Source organism: Haloferax sp. AB510, assembly GCF_024136985.1.
GTDB lineage: Archaea > Halobacteriota > Halobacteria > Halobacteriales > Haloferacaceae > Haloferax.
This window is the reverse complement of record NZ_JAMYJY010000094.1, coordinates 1-14,926: the sequence shown is the minus strand read 5'-3', so window position 1 is coordinate 14,926 and position 14,926 is coordinate 1. Positions and strand designations below refer to the sequence as shown.

12 protein-coding genes and 2 pseudogenes are annotated in these 14,926 nt (G+C 68.5%); 6 read left to right on the top strand and 8 right to left on the bottom strand.

The features are described from left to right. Positions 1-421, bottom strand: a pseudogene (locus NKF06_RS15905) (alpha/beta fold hydrolase); the annotation flags it as partial. Beyond that, positions 418-1,737 (bottom strand): aminotransferase class I/II-fold pyridoxal phosphate-dependent enzyme, encoded by a 1,320-nt coding sequence (locus NKF06_RS15900; RefSeq protein ID WP_058827434.1) that lies wholly within the window; start codon positions 1,735-1,737, stop codon positions 418-420. The gene NKF06_RS15900 and the pseudogene NKF06_RS15905, both read right to left, overlap by 4 nt. 178 nt (positions 1,738-1,915) lie before the next feature. On the opposite strand from NKF06_RS15900, the gene NKF06_RS15895 reads away from it, so the two are divergent. The 4 genes from NKF06_RS15895 (at position 1,916) to ligA (ending at position 6,528) form a co-directional block, all read left to right on the top strand. Beyond that, positions 1,916-2,569 (top strand): helix-turn-helix domain-containing protein, encoded by a 654-nt coding sequence (locus NKF06_RS15895; protein ID WP_058827435.1) that lies wholly within the window; start codon positions 1,916-1,918, stop codon positions 2,567-2,569. A gap of 96 nt (positions 2,570-2,665) precedes the next feature. Further along, on the top strand, positions 2,666-4,018 hold the full coding sequence (locus tag NKF06_RS15890; RefSeq protein WP_256477572.1) for a cytochrome P450: 1,353 nt from the start codon (positions 2,666-2,668) through the stop codon (positions 4,016-4,018). Positions 4,019-4,116: 98 nt separating this feature from the next. After that, positions 4,117-4,335, top strand: coding sequence for a hypothetical protein (locus NKF06_RS15885; protein ID WP_058827437.1), 219 nt, complete (start codon positions 4,117-4,119; stop codon positions 4,333-4,335). Between the two features lie 93 nt (positions 4,336-4,428). Beyond that, on the top strand, positions 4,429-6,528 hold the full coding sequence (gene ligA / locus NKF06_RS15880; RefSeq protein WP_253245955.1) for an NAD-dependent DNA ligase LigA: 2,100 nt from the start codon (positions 4,429-4,431) through the stop codon (positions 6,526-6,528). A 62-nt stretch (positions 6,529-6,590) separates the two neighbouring features. Here the strand turns inward: ligA and NKF06_RS15875 are convergent, their stop codons facing one another. The 4 genes and pseudogenes from NKF06_RS15875 to NKF06_RS15860 form a co-directional block, all read right to left on the bottom strand. Next, the gene (locus NKF06_RS15875; RefSeq protein ID WP_253245954.1) at positions 6,591-7,514 is read right to left on the bottom strand and encodes an ABC transporter permease; all 924 of its coding nucleotides are present in this window, start codon (positions 7,512-7,514) and stop codon (positions 6,591-6,593) included. Then, positions 7,511-8,491: an ABC transporter ATP-binding protein gene (locus NKF06_RS15870; protein ID WP_253245953.1), complete on the bottom strand. Its 981-nt coding sequence runs from the start codon at positions 8,489-8,491 to the stop codon at positions 7,511-7,513. Before NKF06_RS15870 ends, NKF06_RS15875 begins: the two co-directional genes overlap by 4 nt. Positions 8,492-8,652: 161 nt before the next feature. Further along, positions 8,653-8,925, bottom strand: coding sequence for a hypothetical protein (locus NKF06_RS15865; protein WP_058827441.1), 273 nt, complete (start codon positions 8,923-8,925; stop codon positions 8,653-8,655). Positions 8,926-8,991: 66 nt separating this feature from the next. Then, positions 8,992-10,513, bottom strand: a pseudogene (locus NKF06_RS15860) (methyl-accepting chemotaxis protein). A gap of 143 nt (positions 10,514-10,656) precedes the next feature. On the opposite strand from NKF06_RS15860, the gene NKF06_RS15855 reads away from it, so the two are divergent. After that, positions 10,657-12,396: an excinuclease ABC subunit C gene (locus NKF06_RS15855; RefSeq protein WP_253245952.1), complete on the top strand. Its 1,740-nt coding sequence runs from the start codon at positions 10,657-10,659 to the stop codon at positions 12,394-12,396. A 9-nt stretch (positions 12,397-12,405) separates the two neighbouring features. On the opposite strand, the gene NKF06_RS15850 is transcribed toward NKF06_RS15855, so the two are convergent. Next, on the bottom strand, positions 12,406-13,332 hold the full coding sequence (locus tag NKF06_RS15850; protein WP_253245951.1) for a CPBP family intramembrane glutamic endopeptidase: 927 nt from the start codon (positions 13,330-13,332) through the stop codon (positions 12,406-12,408). A gap of 111 nt (positions 13,333-13,443) precedes the next feature. Next, on the bottom strand, positions 13,444-14,358 hold the full coding sequence (gene mdh / locus NKF06_RS15845) for a malate dehydrogenase (protein WP_058827445.1): 915 nt from the start codon (positions 14,356-14,358) through the stop codon (positions 13,444-13,446). Positions 14,359-14,564: 206 nt separating this feature from the next. On the opposite strand from mdh, the gene NKF06_RS15840 reads away from it, so the two are divergent. Continuing rightward, on the top strand, positions 14,565-14,926 hold a 362-nt coding region (locus tag NKF06_RS15840; protein ID WP_305882048.1), incomplete at its 3' end, for an Sjogren's syndrome/scleroderma autoantigen 1 family protein.

Sequence of the window (14,926 nt, the reverse complement as noted above, 5' to 3'; positions counted from 1 at the left end):
CGAGCAGGCGGCGCTGCGCGCGGGTCCAGTCGTGGACCGTGACCGGCGGGAAGTCCGTGCCCCACGGCTCGCCGTCGGGGCCCTCGCTGGCCGGGCCGCTCGTGCCGTAACACGACCCCGGGACGTTCACGCAGATGACGTAGTAGTCGTTGGTGTCGAGCGCCTTACCCGGGCCGACGATGTCGCCCCACCACGCGCGGGCCTGCCCGGAGACGCCCGACTCGGTACCGTGACCGGCGACGTGCTGGCTCCCGGTGAGACCGTGACAGACGAGGACCGCGTTCTGCCCGTCGAACTCGCCGTAGGCCTCGTAGGCGACCTTCAGGTTGGGCAGTATCTCTCCCGACTCGAACTCGTGTTCGCCGATGTCGACGACGTCGGATTCGACCCGGCGACCGGGCGTGGTTCGCGTTCGGCTCATCGCTCCTCCGCGTCCTCGGCCGCCTGCTGACGCAGAGCGTGTTCGATTGCCTGGTCGAGGTCGGCGATGATGTCGTCGGCGTCCTCGATGCCGACAGACAGCCGGAGCATGTCGGGCGCGACGCCCGCGGCGCGCTGTTCGTCCATCGAGAGCTGAGCGTGCGTGGTCGATGCGGGGTGGATGAGAAGCGTCTTCGCGTCGCCGATGTTGGCGAGGAAGCTCACGAGGTCGACCGACTCGCAGACGGTCTTGGCGGCCCCGTAGGCCGCCTCGTCGTCCGCGCCGTCGAGGCCGAACGTGACCATGCCGGCGTAGCCGCCCTGTAGGTACTCGGTCGCAAGGTCGTGGGTTTCGTGGTCCTCGAAGCCGGGGTAGGTGACCCACGCAACGCCGTCGCGGTCGCGGAGGAACTCGGCGACTTGCCGGGCGTTCTCGCAGTGGGCGCGCATCCGGAGCGCGAGCGTCTCGACGCCCTGAAGCGTCTGCCACGCGTCGAACGGCGACTGGCAACTGCCGGTGCTCCTGACGGCGCGCTGGCGGACGGCCTCGGCGAAGGCGCGCTCGCCGAACCGCTCGACGAAGTCGACGCCGAAGGCGGGATTTTCGCCGGAGAGTTCGTCGTAGTCGGCCGCGTCCCACGGGAAGGTGCCGCCGTCGACGACGACGCCACCGACGGTCGTGCCGGAGCCGTGGAGCCACTTCGTCGTCGACTCCCAGACGATGTCCGCGCCGTGTTCGATGGGTCGGCAGAGCGCGGGCGTGGCGAACGTGTTGTCCACGACGAGCGGGACGCGGTGCTCGTGGGCGACCTCCGCGATGGCCTCGAAGTCGGGCGTCTTCAGCGAGGGGTTCGCCACCGTCTCGACGTGGACGAAGGCGGTGTCGTCGTCGATGGCTTCCTCGTAGGCGTCCACGTCGAGCGTCTCGACGGTCCGGGATTCGATGCCGCGTCTGACGGCGGTCTTCGAGAAGTACGAGGCCGTGCCGCCGTACATATCCTCCGAGAGGACGACGTTGTCGCCGACCGACGCGAGGACGGTCGTGAGCGCGTCGAGCGCGCCCATCCCGGAGGCGGTGGCGACCGCGTCGACGCCCGATTCGAGGGCGGCGAGGCGGCGTTCGAGGATGCGGGTCGTCGGGTTGGAGATGCGGGAGTAGACGTCGCCGTCGGCTTCGAGGGCGTACAGGTCCGCGGCGTGGTCCGCGTCGTCGAAGACGTACGACGTGGTCTGGTAGAGTGGCGGGGCGCGGGCCCCTGTCGCCGGGTCCGGGTCCTGTCCGGCGTGGAGGCCGAGCGTGCGGAAGCCTCGGTTCATGTATGAGGTGCATAATCTTCGACAGAGGAATAACCGTCAGTTACGGCAAGCGTTGCCCGTGGTTTGGGGTGAAAAGCGGCGGCCGGTTCGGAGGGGTCGGAGGAGACGAGACACGACGAGATGGTCCGTGCCGGAGGGGAACTTGCATACCTCGGCGGCGCGAGAGTCGGAGTAACCCATGAAGTGTCTCCGGGCTCACTTCGACGCCGACGAGAACCCGTTCGGGAGCCCGTACGACGTGTTCGCGGTCGACGGCCGCCACCCGTGCGGGGAGCTTCGCGACCTGCGGCTCCGTCCCGACGGAACCGTGGTCGAACTCTGCGTCCTCGAGGACGCACCGCCGGACATCGAGGCGCGGCTGGCCGACCACCCCGATATCGTCGATTTCGACGTGGGCGAGACGGCCGACGGCGGCGTCGTCTGCCACGTTCATCTCGTCCCCGACGACGACGTGCGACGGCTGCTCGAACTCGTGGACGAACACGACCTGCTTCTCGACACGCCGATTCGGCTCACCCGCGAGGGCGTCGTCGTCAACGTCCTCGGGAGCCACGCGCAGCTCACGGGCGCGGTCACGTCGCTCCCCGACTCGCTCACCGACGCGTTCTGCGTGGACGGCCTCTCGGACTACGAACCGGTTCGCGGCGGCGTCCGCGCGGACCTCACCGCCCGCCAGCGCGAAGTGCTCGACACCGCCGTCGAGCGCGGCTACTACGACATCCCGCGGCGGGTGTCGGTCGAGGAACTCGCCGCCGAACTCGACTGCTCGCAGAGCACCGCCTCGGAACACCTTCGAAAGGTCGAATCGCGCGTGATGAACCGCCTCGGGTGACCCCCGCCGTCGCGTCGCCGGCTTGGTGGGCCACTATATAAAGGGCCGGCCGGCATCGGCAGTAGCGCCATCCCGGTTCCGCCCGTAGTTTCAGCTATGTCAGAAGCGACGCAACCCGGTCGAGAACGACCGCCGAGTCCCCCGTCGAAACCCGTGGTCCACCACACTCTCCGGTACGCGGACGACCCGCTCGCGTTCGTCACCGAAGTCGCTCGCGAGTACGGTCCGGTCGCCGAGTACGACATCGGCGGCATCTCGTTTTACCAGCTGAGCGACCCCGAACTCGTCGAACACGTCCTCGTGCAGGAGAACCAGCGGTATATCAAAGGCGAGCTGTTTCAGGAATCGCTCGGGACGGTCCTCGGCGACGGCCTGCTCACGAGCGAAGGCGAGTTTTGGCGGCAGCAACGCCACCTGATGCAGCCGGCGTTCCTCCCGCAGATGCTGCAGCGCTACAGCGAGGTGATGGTCGACTATACGGAGCGAATGCTGTCGTCGTGGGAGGACGGCGAGACGCGCGACATCCACGAGGACATGATGAGCCTCACCGTCGAAATCGCCGCGAAGACGCTGTTCGACGTGGACATCCGCGAGGAGGAGTCCGCCGTCGGCGACGCCCTCGAAACCGTCATGGACTACTCGTCAACCTCGATGAAGCGACCGGTGGACGTTCCGCGGTGGGTCCCCACCCCGCGTAACCGCCGGTATCAGCAGGCGCTGGACGACCTCACCGAGGTCGTCGGCCGCATCGTGACGGAACACCGCGACGACGACCCCGACCCCGAGGCCAACGACGTCGTCTCGCTCCTGTTGACGTTCCGCGACGACGACGGCGAACCCCTGCCGGACGAGCAGATACGCGACGAACTCGTCACCATCCTCCTCGCCGGCCACGAGACCACCGCGCTGGCGCTCACCTACACGCTCCACCTCCTCGGGACGAACCCCGAACAGGCGGCGACGCTCCGCGAGGAACTCGACGCCGTCCTCGACAGCGATCGCCCCAGCTTCGGCGACCTCGACGACCTGACCTACACCGAGCAGGTCGTCAAGGAGGGGATGCGCGTCTACCCGCCGGTGTGGGAACTCATCCGCGAGGCCGCCGAACCCGACACGGTCGGCGGCTACCGCGTCGAACCCGGACAGACCGTCGCGGTCCAGCAGTGGGTCCTCCACCGCGACCCGCGGTTCTACGACGACCCCCTCGAATTCCGGCCGAGTCGGTGGACAAAGGCGTTCGAACGCGACCTTCCGAAGTACGCGTACTTCCCGTTCGGCGGCGGCCCGCGCCGGTGTATTGGTGACCGCTTCGCCATGCTCGAAGCGCGCCTCGCGCTGGCGACGATTGCCCAGTCATGGACGGTCGACCCGACTCACGACCTGTCGTTCGACCCCTCGATTACGCTCCGGCCCGAAGGGTCGGTCGAGATGGTCGTGAACCGCCGGTAAGCGCCGGTGGAAATCGCGGCGGCGGCGCGTAGTCTCACCCCGTTTTCACCCGCCGTCGTCGCCAACACGCTTATTCGCCGAGGCCGTGGACCGGTTCCATGGCCGGAGACTTCCTCCTCGTCGCCGCCGTCTTTCTCGCCGTCGGCCTCCCGGCGGCGGCGTTCCCCTACCGGGTGTCGAAGCTCGGCGAACAGGTCGACGCCATCGGGAGCAAGACATCCAAAGACGAGGTCGAACCCGCCGAGTGGAACGTGACGCTCACGCGGTTCGTCGGCGTCTTCATGTCCGCGCTCGGGGTCGCCTACCTGTTCGCATGACGCGGGTCGGCGAGGACCGTCGCCGCTGGTCGCACCGGCCCACACGCCGTCACCCCGGAGCGTTTACCCGCCGTCCGGTCGACACCCGAACCAATGAGCGACGCCGACGTCGACGCCGAGTCGAACCCGTACCTCCGCGACCCGCCGACCGAGTTCGAACCCGCCGAGTCGCTCGCGCGCGAGGCGGCCGAGGAGCAGGCCGCGCTCCTCCGCGAGGCCGTCCGCGAGCACGACCACCGCTACTACGTCGAGGCCGACCCACTCGTCTCCGACGCGGCCTACGACGCGCTGTTCTCCCGCCTCGTGGCGCTCGAAGGCGCGTTCGACCTCGACACGACCAACAGCCCGACGAACCGCGTCGGCGGCGAGCCAATCGACGCGCTGGAGACGGTCGAACACGTCGCGCCCATGCTCTCTATCGACCAGAGCACCGAGGCCGACGACCTCCGGGAGTTCGACGAGCGCGTCCGCCGCGAAGTCGGCGAAGTCGACTACGTCTGCGAACCCAAGTTCGACGGCCTCTCGGTCGAAGTCGTCTACGAGGACGGTGAGTTCGTGCGCGCGGCCACCCGCGGCGACGGCCGACGCGGCGACGACGTGAGCGCACAGGTGAAGACGATTCCGACCGTGCCGCTGTCGCTCCGCGGCGATCACCCCGACCGACTCGCCGTCCGCGGCGAGATTTACATGCCGAAATCCGACTTCAGCGACCTCAACGCCCGGCGCGTCGAGGCCGGCGAGGACGCCTTCGCCAACCCCCGGAACGCGGCCGCCGGGACGCTCCGTAACCTCGACCCCTCGGTCGTCGCCGACCGCCCGCTCGCGGTGTTCTTCTACGACATCCTCGACGCGAGCGCGCGGCCCGACAGCCAGTGGGCCGCCCTCAACCGCCTACGCGAGTGGGGCCTCCGCGTCGCCGACAGAATCGAACGCGTCGAGGACGTGGCGGGAGCCATCGACTACCGGAACCGGATGCAGGCCGCCCGCGACGACCTCGACTACGAAATCGACGGGACGGTCATCAAGGTGGACTCGCGGGACGCCCGCGAGCGCTTGGGCGAAAAGAGCCGCTCGGTCCGCTGGGCGTTCGCCTACAAGTTCCCCGCGCGCCACGAGGTGACGACCGTCCGCGACATCGTCGTGCAGGTCGGACGGACGGGTCGGCTCACGCCGGTCGCCATCCTCGACCCGGTAGACGTGGGCGGCGTCACCGTCTCGCGGGCGACCCTCCACAACCCCGACGAGATAGCCGCCCTCGGCGTCGCGGTCGGCGACCGCGTCCGCGTCAAGCGCGCCGGCGACGTGATTCCGCAGGTGGTCGAAGTCACCGAAGACGGCGGCGGGAGCTACGAGTTCCCCGACGAGTGCCCGGTCTGTGGGAGCGCCGTGGACCGCGACGGCCCGCTGGCGTTCTGTTCGGGCGGGCTGTCGTGTCCGGCCCAGCGCGAGGCCTCTATCGGCCACTTCGCGGTCAAGGGCGCGATGGACATCGACGGCCTCGGCGAAGAGCGCGTCTCCCAACTCGTCGACGCCGGCCTCGTCGAGACGGTCGCCGACCTCTACGACCTGACGGCCGATGACCTCGCCGAGTTAGAAGGGTGGGGCGAGACGAGCGCCGAGAACCTCGTGGCCGCCGTCGAGAACTCGACGAATCCCGCTCTCGACTCGTTCCTCGTCGGCCTGAGCATCCCCGAGGTAGGCGAGGCGACCGCCCGCGGTCTCGCCCGCGAGTTCGGGTCAATCGAGGCGTTTCCCATCGAGGCCGACGCAGAGGACGGCGAGTTCGACGCGTTCGAAGAACGCCTGACGACGGTGCCCGACGTGGGCGAGACGGTGGCGCGTCGCGTCCGCGACTTCTTCGAGAACGAGGACAACCGCGCGGTGATTCGCGCGCTCCTCGACCGCGGTGTCGACCCCGAACCCGTCGAATCCGGCGGCGACGAACTCGACGGCCTGACGTTCGTCGTGACCGGGACGCTCGCCGCGAGCCGGGGCGACGTGAAGGACCTCGTCGAATCGCACGGTGGCAGCGTCACGGGCTCCGTTTCGGGCAACACCGACTACCTCGTCGTCGGCGAGAACCCCGGCCAGTCGAAGCGCGACGACGCGGAGGCGAACGACGTGCCGACGCTCACGGAAACCGAGTTCGAGGAACTGCTCGCGGAGCGCGGCGTGGCGTATCCGCCGGAATAGAACAGTCGGAGGTCGGCGTCGCCGAGGCGGGCGCGCCCACCTCAGGAGTCAGTAGTTCCGCCTCAGAGGTCCGTCTTCTCGAACGCCCGGTAGCCGAGCAGCGGCGGGACGACGATCCACGCGAGGAGGATGGCGAGGATGAACGGCCCGGTGAAGTAGAACGGAAGCGACTCCGCGAACGTCGACTCGATGGCGAACCGCTCGGCGAGGCCGGCCTTGAACAGGCGGGCGGCGACGGCGGGGCCGTACAGTTCCGCGACCAGCGTCTCGTAGGCCCGAAGCGGGTTCAGGTACTTAATGAAAAGACGCATCTGGACGATTTGCGGCGCGGTCAGCGCGGTGAGACCGAGCTGTTCGATGACCCAGTTGACGAGCCGCGGGACGCCCGTAGCGACCGTCGACCAGAGGACGGCGAAAATGAAGTACAGCCCGACGGTGCCGAACATCGCCTGTCGCTGGGAGGCCGACGTCGCCGAGAGCCAGACGCCGATGGAGACGAACGCCGTGGCGAGGAGTCCCGAGAGGGCCACCTGCCCCGCGTAGGAGACGAACATGACCTGCCCGCCGGTGAACAGCATCGCGAAGAGGGCGACGATGAAGCCGACGAGCATCGAGATGATGACGACGAGCGTGCGGCCGACGAGCTTTCCGAACACCACGTCGCGCCGGGAGTTCGGCAGCGACAGCAGGAGCTTGATGGTCCCCGACTCGCGCTCGTCGATGAGCGAGCCGTGGGCCGTCACGAGCGCGATGAGCGCGAGGACGAACCCGAGCATGCCCGCGTAGGAGAAGTTGAACAGCCCGCCCGGTGCGGTGGTGAGGCCGAACAGCGTCTCGGAGTTCGCGCCCGCACCGGAGAGCAAGACGCCGTAGAACAGCGCCGCCGACCCGCCGATGAGGAGGGCGAAAAACAGCGTCAGGCCGAGGAGCCACCGCGACCGGAGGGCGTCGCGGAAGTCCTTGCGCGCGACCGATTCGAGCGTCATGCTGTCACCTCCGGTTCGTCGGCCGAGTCGTCGCCCTCGGTGTACGCGAGGAAGATATCCTCCAGCGACGCGGAGTCGGTCTCGAAGTCGGCGACGGTCGCGCCGCCGGCCTCGACGGCCTCGATGACGCGCGATTTGGCGTCGTCGGTACAGCCCACGACGAGGCGGTCGCCGTCGGTCTCGACCGACGAGACGCCGTCGAGGGCGCGGACAGCGTCGAGGTCGGCGTCGCCGTCGACGTCGATTCGGAGAACCGAGTCGGTCTCGATTCGGCTACGGAGTCCTCGGATACTGTCCTCGGCGATGAGTCGGCCGTCGCGCATGATTCCGACGCGGTCGCAGACCGCTTCGACCTGTCCGAGCACGTGGCTGGAGAAGAACACCGTCGCGCCGCGGTCGGCCTCGGTGCGGACGATATCGCGCATCTCGCGCGCGCCGGCGGGGTCGAGACCGGAGGAGGGCTCGTCGAGGACGAGGAGGTCTGGACTCCCGGTGAGCGCCATCGCGAGCGCGAGGCGCTGGGACATCCCCTTGGAGTAGCCGCCGGCGCGGCGGTCCGCCTCGTCGGGGTCGAGGCCGACGCGGGAGAGCAGTTCGTCGGGGTCGTCGTCGGCTTCCTTCGACTCGATGGCGAACTCGACGTGTTCGCGCCCGGTGAGTCGGTCGTACACGTCGTACCCCTCGGGGAGCACGCCGGTCCGACGCCGGACGGCCACGCTCTCGGCCTGTGCGTCGTGTCCGAGCACGCGGACGGACCCGCTCGTCGGGCGCACGAAGTCGAGGAGCATGTTGATTGTCGTCGATTTTCCGGCACCGTTGGGACCGAGGAACCCGAACACCTCTCCCTCCGCGACGGAGAACGAGAGGTTGTCGACGGCGGTGACGGCGTCGGCATCGGACGACGGGAGGAGAGAATCGAACAGTCCCTCGTCGTCCTCAAACCGTTTCGTCACTCCGTTCAGTTCGATGGCGGCCATGGGCGGGCCTGCGTCGCACTGGGTTAAAGGGTTTTAGGTGCAAAAATCACGGGCGATAACATTCCCGCGCAAAGCGGGGAGTCAGACGGAGGAGTCACATCGTCGTAGTCGTTCGATTCGGTCGGTATCGACGATCGGTGTCGACGGCCGACGGGGCCGCTTCAGACCTCTTCGTCGGGGTCGTGGGAGTCGGCCATCTTCGTCGCTTCCGCCGCGTACCGCTCGCGCAGGTCGTCGTCGTCCACGGGTTCGAGGTTCTCGGTCGGCGCGTCGATGGCGGCGGTGACGGTCATCCGACGCTGGTGCATCACGGCCGCGGCGAGCTCCTTCCGGAGTTCGTACTCGCCGTCGGGCGTCGCGTAGATGAGGATGATGAGGTCTCGGTCGTCGTAGGACCGCTCGACCAACCAGAGTCGCGTCGTGTCGTCGCTCATGGCCCGTGGTTCGGACGGGGTTCCCTTACGCGTGCCGGCATCGACGCCGACCGTTCGGAACCCGGCTCAGGAGCGATTGCCCGTCAGTTCCTCGACTTCCATGGCGAGCGCCGACAGCGCCTGCGTGCTCTCGTCGGTCGCGCTGACGATGCTGTCGACCGCGCCCTCGGTCTCGACGGTCCGGTCGCGCACGTCCTCGATGGTCGCGGTCAGTTCCTCGACCGCCTCGGCCTGCTCGTCGGTCGCGCGGGAGACCTCCGCGACGCCGTCTGCGGCGGTGTCGATGGAGGTGGCGATTTCCTCGAACGCCGCCAGCATCTCGGAGATACGGTCGTCGGCGTGCTCGATGCGGTCGTTCGACTCCGTCGCCGCGTGGACCGCCTCGCCGGTCTGCGACTGGATGTCCTCTATCTGCGCGGTGATGTCCTCGGTGTGCTGGCGCGTCTCGTCGGCGAGCGACTTGACCTCCTCTGCGACGACGGCGAAGCCCTCGCCGGCCTCGCCCGCGCGGGCGGCCTCGATGTTCGCGTTGAGCGCGAGCAGGTTCGTCTGTTCGGCCACCTCGGAGATAACCTCCACGACCGCCTCAATGTCGTCCATGCGGCCGCCGAGTTCGGTCACGCGGTCGACGAGTTCGTCGCCCATCGTGACGACGCTCTCGTACGACCTCTCGCGCCTCGCTGTTGGCCTCGCGGCCCTCGGCGGTCGCCTGCCGCGCCTCCGTGGCCGCCGCGTCGACCTCGTCGGCGGTCGCGGCGACCTCCTCCATCGTCGCGCTGAACTGCTGCATCTGGGTCGCGCCCTCGTCGAGGAGGTCGCGCTGTTCCTCGACGTTATCGACGATGGCGTCGGCCGCCGAGGCGGCCCGCGTGACCGCCGCGGTCGCCGTCTCCGTCTCGTCTTCGACGTTCGACGCCAGCGTCGAGAGATTCCGCGCCGTCTCGTTGACCGCGTCGACGACGAGGTAGAGTTGGTCGTCGACGGCCCCGCTTTCGTCGATCGTCGCCCGCGCGCCCAGATTGCCCCGACTCAACTGGGTCAGCGTCGACTCGACCTCGGAGACGAGCGCGGCGACCTCGCGGTGGCGCTCGACTTCAGTCGTCCGGTTGCGGACGGTCTGGAGGACGCCGACGAGGTCGTCACCCTCGTAGAGCGGCATCGCCGTGTGCCGGACGTGGCAGTCGTCGCCGTTCACGTCCGCAAACGTCTCCTCCGCGGCGTAGAGCAGGCGGTCGGAGTCGTCGAGTTCCACGCCGTCGAGTGTCGCCGCGTCGCGGGGGTTGTCGAGGACCTGCCCCGCGAGCACGCTAGCCGCGGAGTCGCCGTAGAAGGCATCACCGAGGTCGCGGCGGCCGAGGGCGGCGTCCGCGGACGTGCCGGTCAACGACTCGACGCCGGCGTTCCACGCCGCGATGCGACCCTGCTCGTCGAGGACGAACGCCGGGAGGCCGACGCCGTCGAGCAGTACGTCGTCGTCGACGTTCAGGTCCGGCGCGTCGGTGGCGGAACCGGCGACGATTCCGCCGTCTGGTAACGGAGTCTCCTCACCGAACCACGAACGGACGCGTGAGAGTATACCAAGTGACATTAGAGGCCACGTTTTAGAGCATCACAGGAGTATCTTTCGAGCAGATTATCAATTTAGATAACTCCATGGCGGATGGGATGGCCGAGTCGGCCGCCCCGCTCGACGCGTCAGCCTCAAGCCCTTCGCGCGGTAAGCCACCTCAGATGGACCCTGCCGCGGTCAGCGAACGAGCCAGCGCGCTTCCGTCGGACCCCGGCGTGTACCAGTTCGTCGCCGGCGACGCGGTGCTGTACGTCGGGAAGGCGGTCGATATCCGCGCCCGCGTCCGGTCGTACGCAGACCCTCGCTCGGAGCGCATCTCCCGGATGGTCGACCGCGCGGAGCACATCGACTTCGCCGTTACCGACACCGAGACGCAGGCGCTCCTCCTCGAAGCCAACCTCATCAAGCGCCACCAACCGCGCTACAACGTCCGCCTGAAAGACGACAAGTCCTACCCGCTCGTCCAACTGACGGCCCACGCGGTCCCGCGCATCGAAGTCACCCGCGACCCCGAGGACTCCGCGACCGTCTTCGGGCCGTACACCGACAAGGGCCGCGTCGAGACGGTTGTGAAGGCCATCCGCGAGACCTACGGCCTCCGCGGCTGTTCGGACCACAAGTATTCGAACCGCTCGCGGCCGTGTCTCGACTACGAGATGGGCCTCTGTACGGCCCCCTGTACCGGCGAGATATCGGAACGAGACTACCGCGAGGACGTTGAATCGGCAGTTCGCTTTTTCGAGGGCGAGACGGGCGTCCTCGCCGACCCGCTCCGCCGGGAGATGGAAGCCGCCTCACAGGACGCGGAGTTCGAACGCGCCGCCAACCTCCGCGACCGACTGGAGGTCGTCGAGTCGTTTCACGGCGCGGGTGAGGACGCCGTCTCGTCGCAGTCCGACGAGCGCGCCATCGACGTGCTCGGCGTCTCGCTCCGCGGCGACTCGGCGACCGTCGCCCGGCTCCACGCCGAGCGCGGCCAACTGGTCGACCGGACCCGCCACCACCTCGACGCCCCGGAGGGCGAAGACCGCACGGCCGCCGTCCTCTCGGCGTTCCTCGCGCAGTTCTACGCCGAGCGCGAACTCCCCGACGCGGTCGTCCTCTCGGAGCATCCCGACGACGAGGACGTGGTCGCGTGGCTCGAATCGGAGGGTGTGGGCGTCCGCGTCCCCGGCGCGGGCCGCGAGGCGAAACTGGTCGAACTCGCCCTGAAGAACGCCCGCCGGCGCGCCGGCCGCGACGACGGACTCGCCACGCTCGCCCGCGAACTCGACCTCGACGTGCGCCGCGTCTCCCGTATTGAGGGCTTCGACGTGAGCCACGCACAGGGCAAGGCCGTGGTCGGCAGCGACGTGTGCTTCGTCGACGGGAGCGCCGAAACGTCGGACTACCGCCGGCGGCGACTCCCCGAGCGCAACGACGACTACGCGAACATGCGCGAACTCGTCCGCTGGCGGGCGACCCGCGCGCTGGAGGGCCGCGACGACCGCCCGGACCCCGATTTACTCCTCATCGACGGCGGCAAGGGGCAGTTGAACGCCGCGCTCGACGCCCTCGACGAGACCGGCTGGGACGTGCCCGCCGTCGGCATCGCCAAGGACCGCGAACTGGTCGTCACGCCCGACCGGACGTTCGACTGGCCGGACGACGCGCCGTACCTGCACGTCCTCCAGCGCGTCCGCGACGAGGCCCACCGCTTCGCCGTCCAGTACCACCAGACGCTCCGCGACGAGGTGAAGACCGTCCTCGACGACGTGCCCGGCGTGGGTCCGAAGACCCGCCGGGCGCTCCTCACGCGGTTCGGGAGCGTCGAGGGGGTTCGCGAGGCGTCCGTGGAGGACCTGACCGACGTGCCCGGCGTCGGCGAGAAGACGGCCGCGGAGCTGAAGCGGCGGCTCTGAAACGAGGGGCTACGCCTCGAACACTGGCGAACGAAACACGAGCGCCGCGGCGACGAAGACCCACGGAACGACAGTGACGACGCCGACGGCGGTCGGACCGAGTAACGATGGCGCACCGGTCGTCGCGAAGACGACCCCGAGGCTCCCGAAGGCGTTGAACATGCCGTGACCGAGCGCCGCGGGCCACACCGAGTCGGCGCGGAGCGCGACCCACGCGAGGAACACCCCGACCATCGTCGTCATCCAGACCATCGCCAGAAAGCCGGTCCACGGCGCGCCGGGGTAGTCGAATCCGTAGTTGTAGCCGAGCGCGATGAGTGGCCAGTGCCACGCGCCCCAGACGACGCCCAGAAGGAGGATCGCCCGGCGGGGACCGAGCGGGAGGAGCTTCTGCAGGAGGTACCCCCGCCAGCCGAACTCCTCGCCGAAGGCGAAGGCGGTGTTCACCGTCGCACCGAGGACGAGCGCCTGTACGACCTGTGCGACCAAGACGAGTTCGAACGACGTGCCCGCCGGGAGAACTCCGCGGAGCGCCGTCGCGTCGGGGTCGAAGTACGCCGGAAAGAGCGCGAAGAACAGCGCCGCACCGACGGCGATGAACAGACCGGGGACGAGCCACGCGAGGAGGTAGGTTCCGACGTTCAACCGAACCGCAGGGCGAATCTGCAGGTCGGCCCATCCCTCCCCGGTGACGAGTCGGGTGACGACGTTCGCGACCGACGGCGAGAACATGTAGAACGTGCTGACGAGCACGAGCCACAGCGGGAGTCCGAGGGCGACCGGCGGCGAATTCGTCAAGCCGCCGGTGAGAGACACGGCCAGCGCGGTCGCGCCCGCGAGGCCGAAGGCGACGAGGAGAAAGATGGAGACGCGACGGGGCTCAAACGACTCGGCGCGCGCGTTCGGTTCCGTCCGACCGTCCCCAACTGTAGACATACGAGAACTATCGACCGGCGACGAGATAACGGTTGACGCCGCGGAGACACGCGTGTCGGCGGGGAAGCCGCGGCGACCGCAAAAAGTCGGTGTGTTACGAGCCGAAGCGGCTTACGCGATTTTGTTGTACTGGTCGCGGAGCTTCTCGGCCGCGTCGTCCATGAGGTCGGCCTCGTAGTCGTCGAGGTCCCACTCGACGACCTCCTCGATGCCGTTCGAGCCGAGTTTGACGGGGACGCCGAAAGCGGTGTCCTCGTAGCCGAACTCGCCGTCGAGAACGAGCGAACCGGGGAGCACTTCGCCGGTGTCGTGCAGGACGGCCTCGACCATGTGGGCGACGCCGGTCGCCGGGCCCCACTGGGTCGCGCCCTTGCGCTCGATGACGTCCATGGCGGACTCTTGGAGATCGCCGAGAATCTCTTCTTTCTCGTCGCCGGAGAACTCGGGATCGTTGCCGTCGACGCGGACCTTCGAGAAGACGGGCACCTGCGCGTCGCCGTGCTCGCCGAGGATGGTCGCGTCAACGTTCTTGACCGGCACGTCGAAGCGCTGGCTCAGGACGTAGCGGAAGCGGGCGGAGTCGAGGCGGCCGCCGAAGCCGATGACTTTGTGGCGGTCACGGTCGCCCGTCTCGTAGAGGTGGCGGTTGAGCAGGTCGACGGGGTTCGACGTGGTGATGGAGACGAAGTCGTCGTTGTGCTCCGCGAGCGAGGAGCCGATGTCGTCCATGATGGGGGCGTTGTCGCCCGCGAGGTCGATGCGGGTCTGTCCCGGCTGCCGCGGGATGCCCGCCGTGATGACGACCACGTCGGAGCCGGCGGTGTCCTCGTAGCCGCCCTGCGTCACGACCGTGTTGGAGTCGTACGCGATGCCGTGGTTCGTGTCCGCCGCCTGTCCGACCGTCTTGTCTTCCATCTTCGGGATGTCGACGAACACGAGTTCGTCACAGACATCGCGAAGCGCGAGGTTGTACCCAGCCGCGGCGCCGACCGTCCCGGCCGCACCAATCACGCTAACTTTCGTCATACCACATTAACCAGGCTGTGGATTCCGAGTAAACGTTTCGAAACGGGCACCGAAGCGCCGTCTGTCGATTATCTGTTCGTCAGTCGTCGAATTTCGACCGACAGCGGCGGGGTGTCGTCGGCCGTGAGAGCCGGTGAAACCGCCGGTGACGGAACCACCCGAACGACGCCGTGGGGTTTTTCGACACACGTCGCGTCCACACGCACATGAGCGACTTCGACAAGGAAGCAGAGCGGCAGCGACTTCGGGAGAAGTACGAGCGAGACGAGAAGAAGCGCCGTTCGACCCAGCGCATGAGCGAGTTGCTCCTCAAGGGCGCGACGATGACGAACAAGCACTGCGACAACTGCGGCGACCCGCTGTTCCGCTACGAGGGGCAGGTGTTCTGTCCGACCTGTCAGGGCGAAGGGCAGGCCGCGGCGAGCGCGGACCAAGACGCCGAGCAGGCAGCCGAGGCGGCCGTCGAAGCCGACGCGGCCGAGGGTGCGGTCGAGGCCTCGTCTGGTGGGGCAACCGAGTCCGTAGAGAGCGCCGAGGCGACGACCGGCGCTGCGGCCGTCAACGCCGA

Bases quoted from the DNA above. Each gene is read 5' to 3' on its own strand.
- NKF06_RS15895 (WP_058827435.1), top strand. From the start codon at position 1,916: ATGAAGTGTCTCCGGGCTCACTTCGACGCCGACGAGAACCCGTTCGGG.
- NKF06_RS15890 (WP_256477572.1), top strand. From the start codon at position 2,666: ATGTCAGAAGCGACGCAACCCGGTCGAGAACGACCGCCGAGTCCCCCG.
- NKF06_RS15900 (WP_058827434.1), bottom strand. From the start codon at position 1,737: ATGAACCGAGGCTTCCGCACGCTCGGCCTCCACGCCGGACAGGACCCG.
- NKF06_RS15875 (WP_253245954.1), bottom strand. From the start codon at position 7,514: ATGACGCTCGAATCGGTCGCGCGCAAGGACTTCCGCGACGCCCTCCGG.
- ligA (WP_253245955.1), top strand. From the start codon at position 4,429: ATGAGCGACGCCGACGTCGACGCCGAGTCGAACCCGTACCTCCGCGAC.
- mdh (WP_058827445.1), bottom strand. From the start codon at position 14,358: ATGACGAAAGTTAGCGTGATTGGTGCGGCCGGGACGGTCGGCGCCGCG.
- NKF06_RS15855 (WP_253245952.1), top strand. From the start codon at position 10,657: ATGGACCCTGCCGCGGTCAGCGAACGAGCCAGCGCGCTTCCGTCGGAC.
- NKF06_RS15885 (WP_058827437.1), top strand. From the start codon at position 4,117: ATGGCCGGAGACTTCCTCCTCGTCGCCGCCGTCTTTCTCGCCGTCGGC.
- NKF06_RS15870 (WP_253245953.1), bottom strand. From the start codon at position 8,491: ATGGCCGCCATCGAACTGAACGGAGTGACGAAACGGTTTGAGGACGAC.
- NKF06_RS15865 (WP_058827441.1), bottom strand. From the start codon at position 8,925: ATGAGCGACGACACGACGCGACTCTGGTTGGTCGAGCGGTCCTACGAC.
- NKF06_RS15850 (WP_253245951.1), bottom strand. From the start codon at position 13,332: ATGTCTACAGTTGGGGACGGTCGGACGGAACCGAACGCGCGCGCCGAG.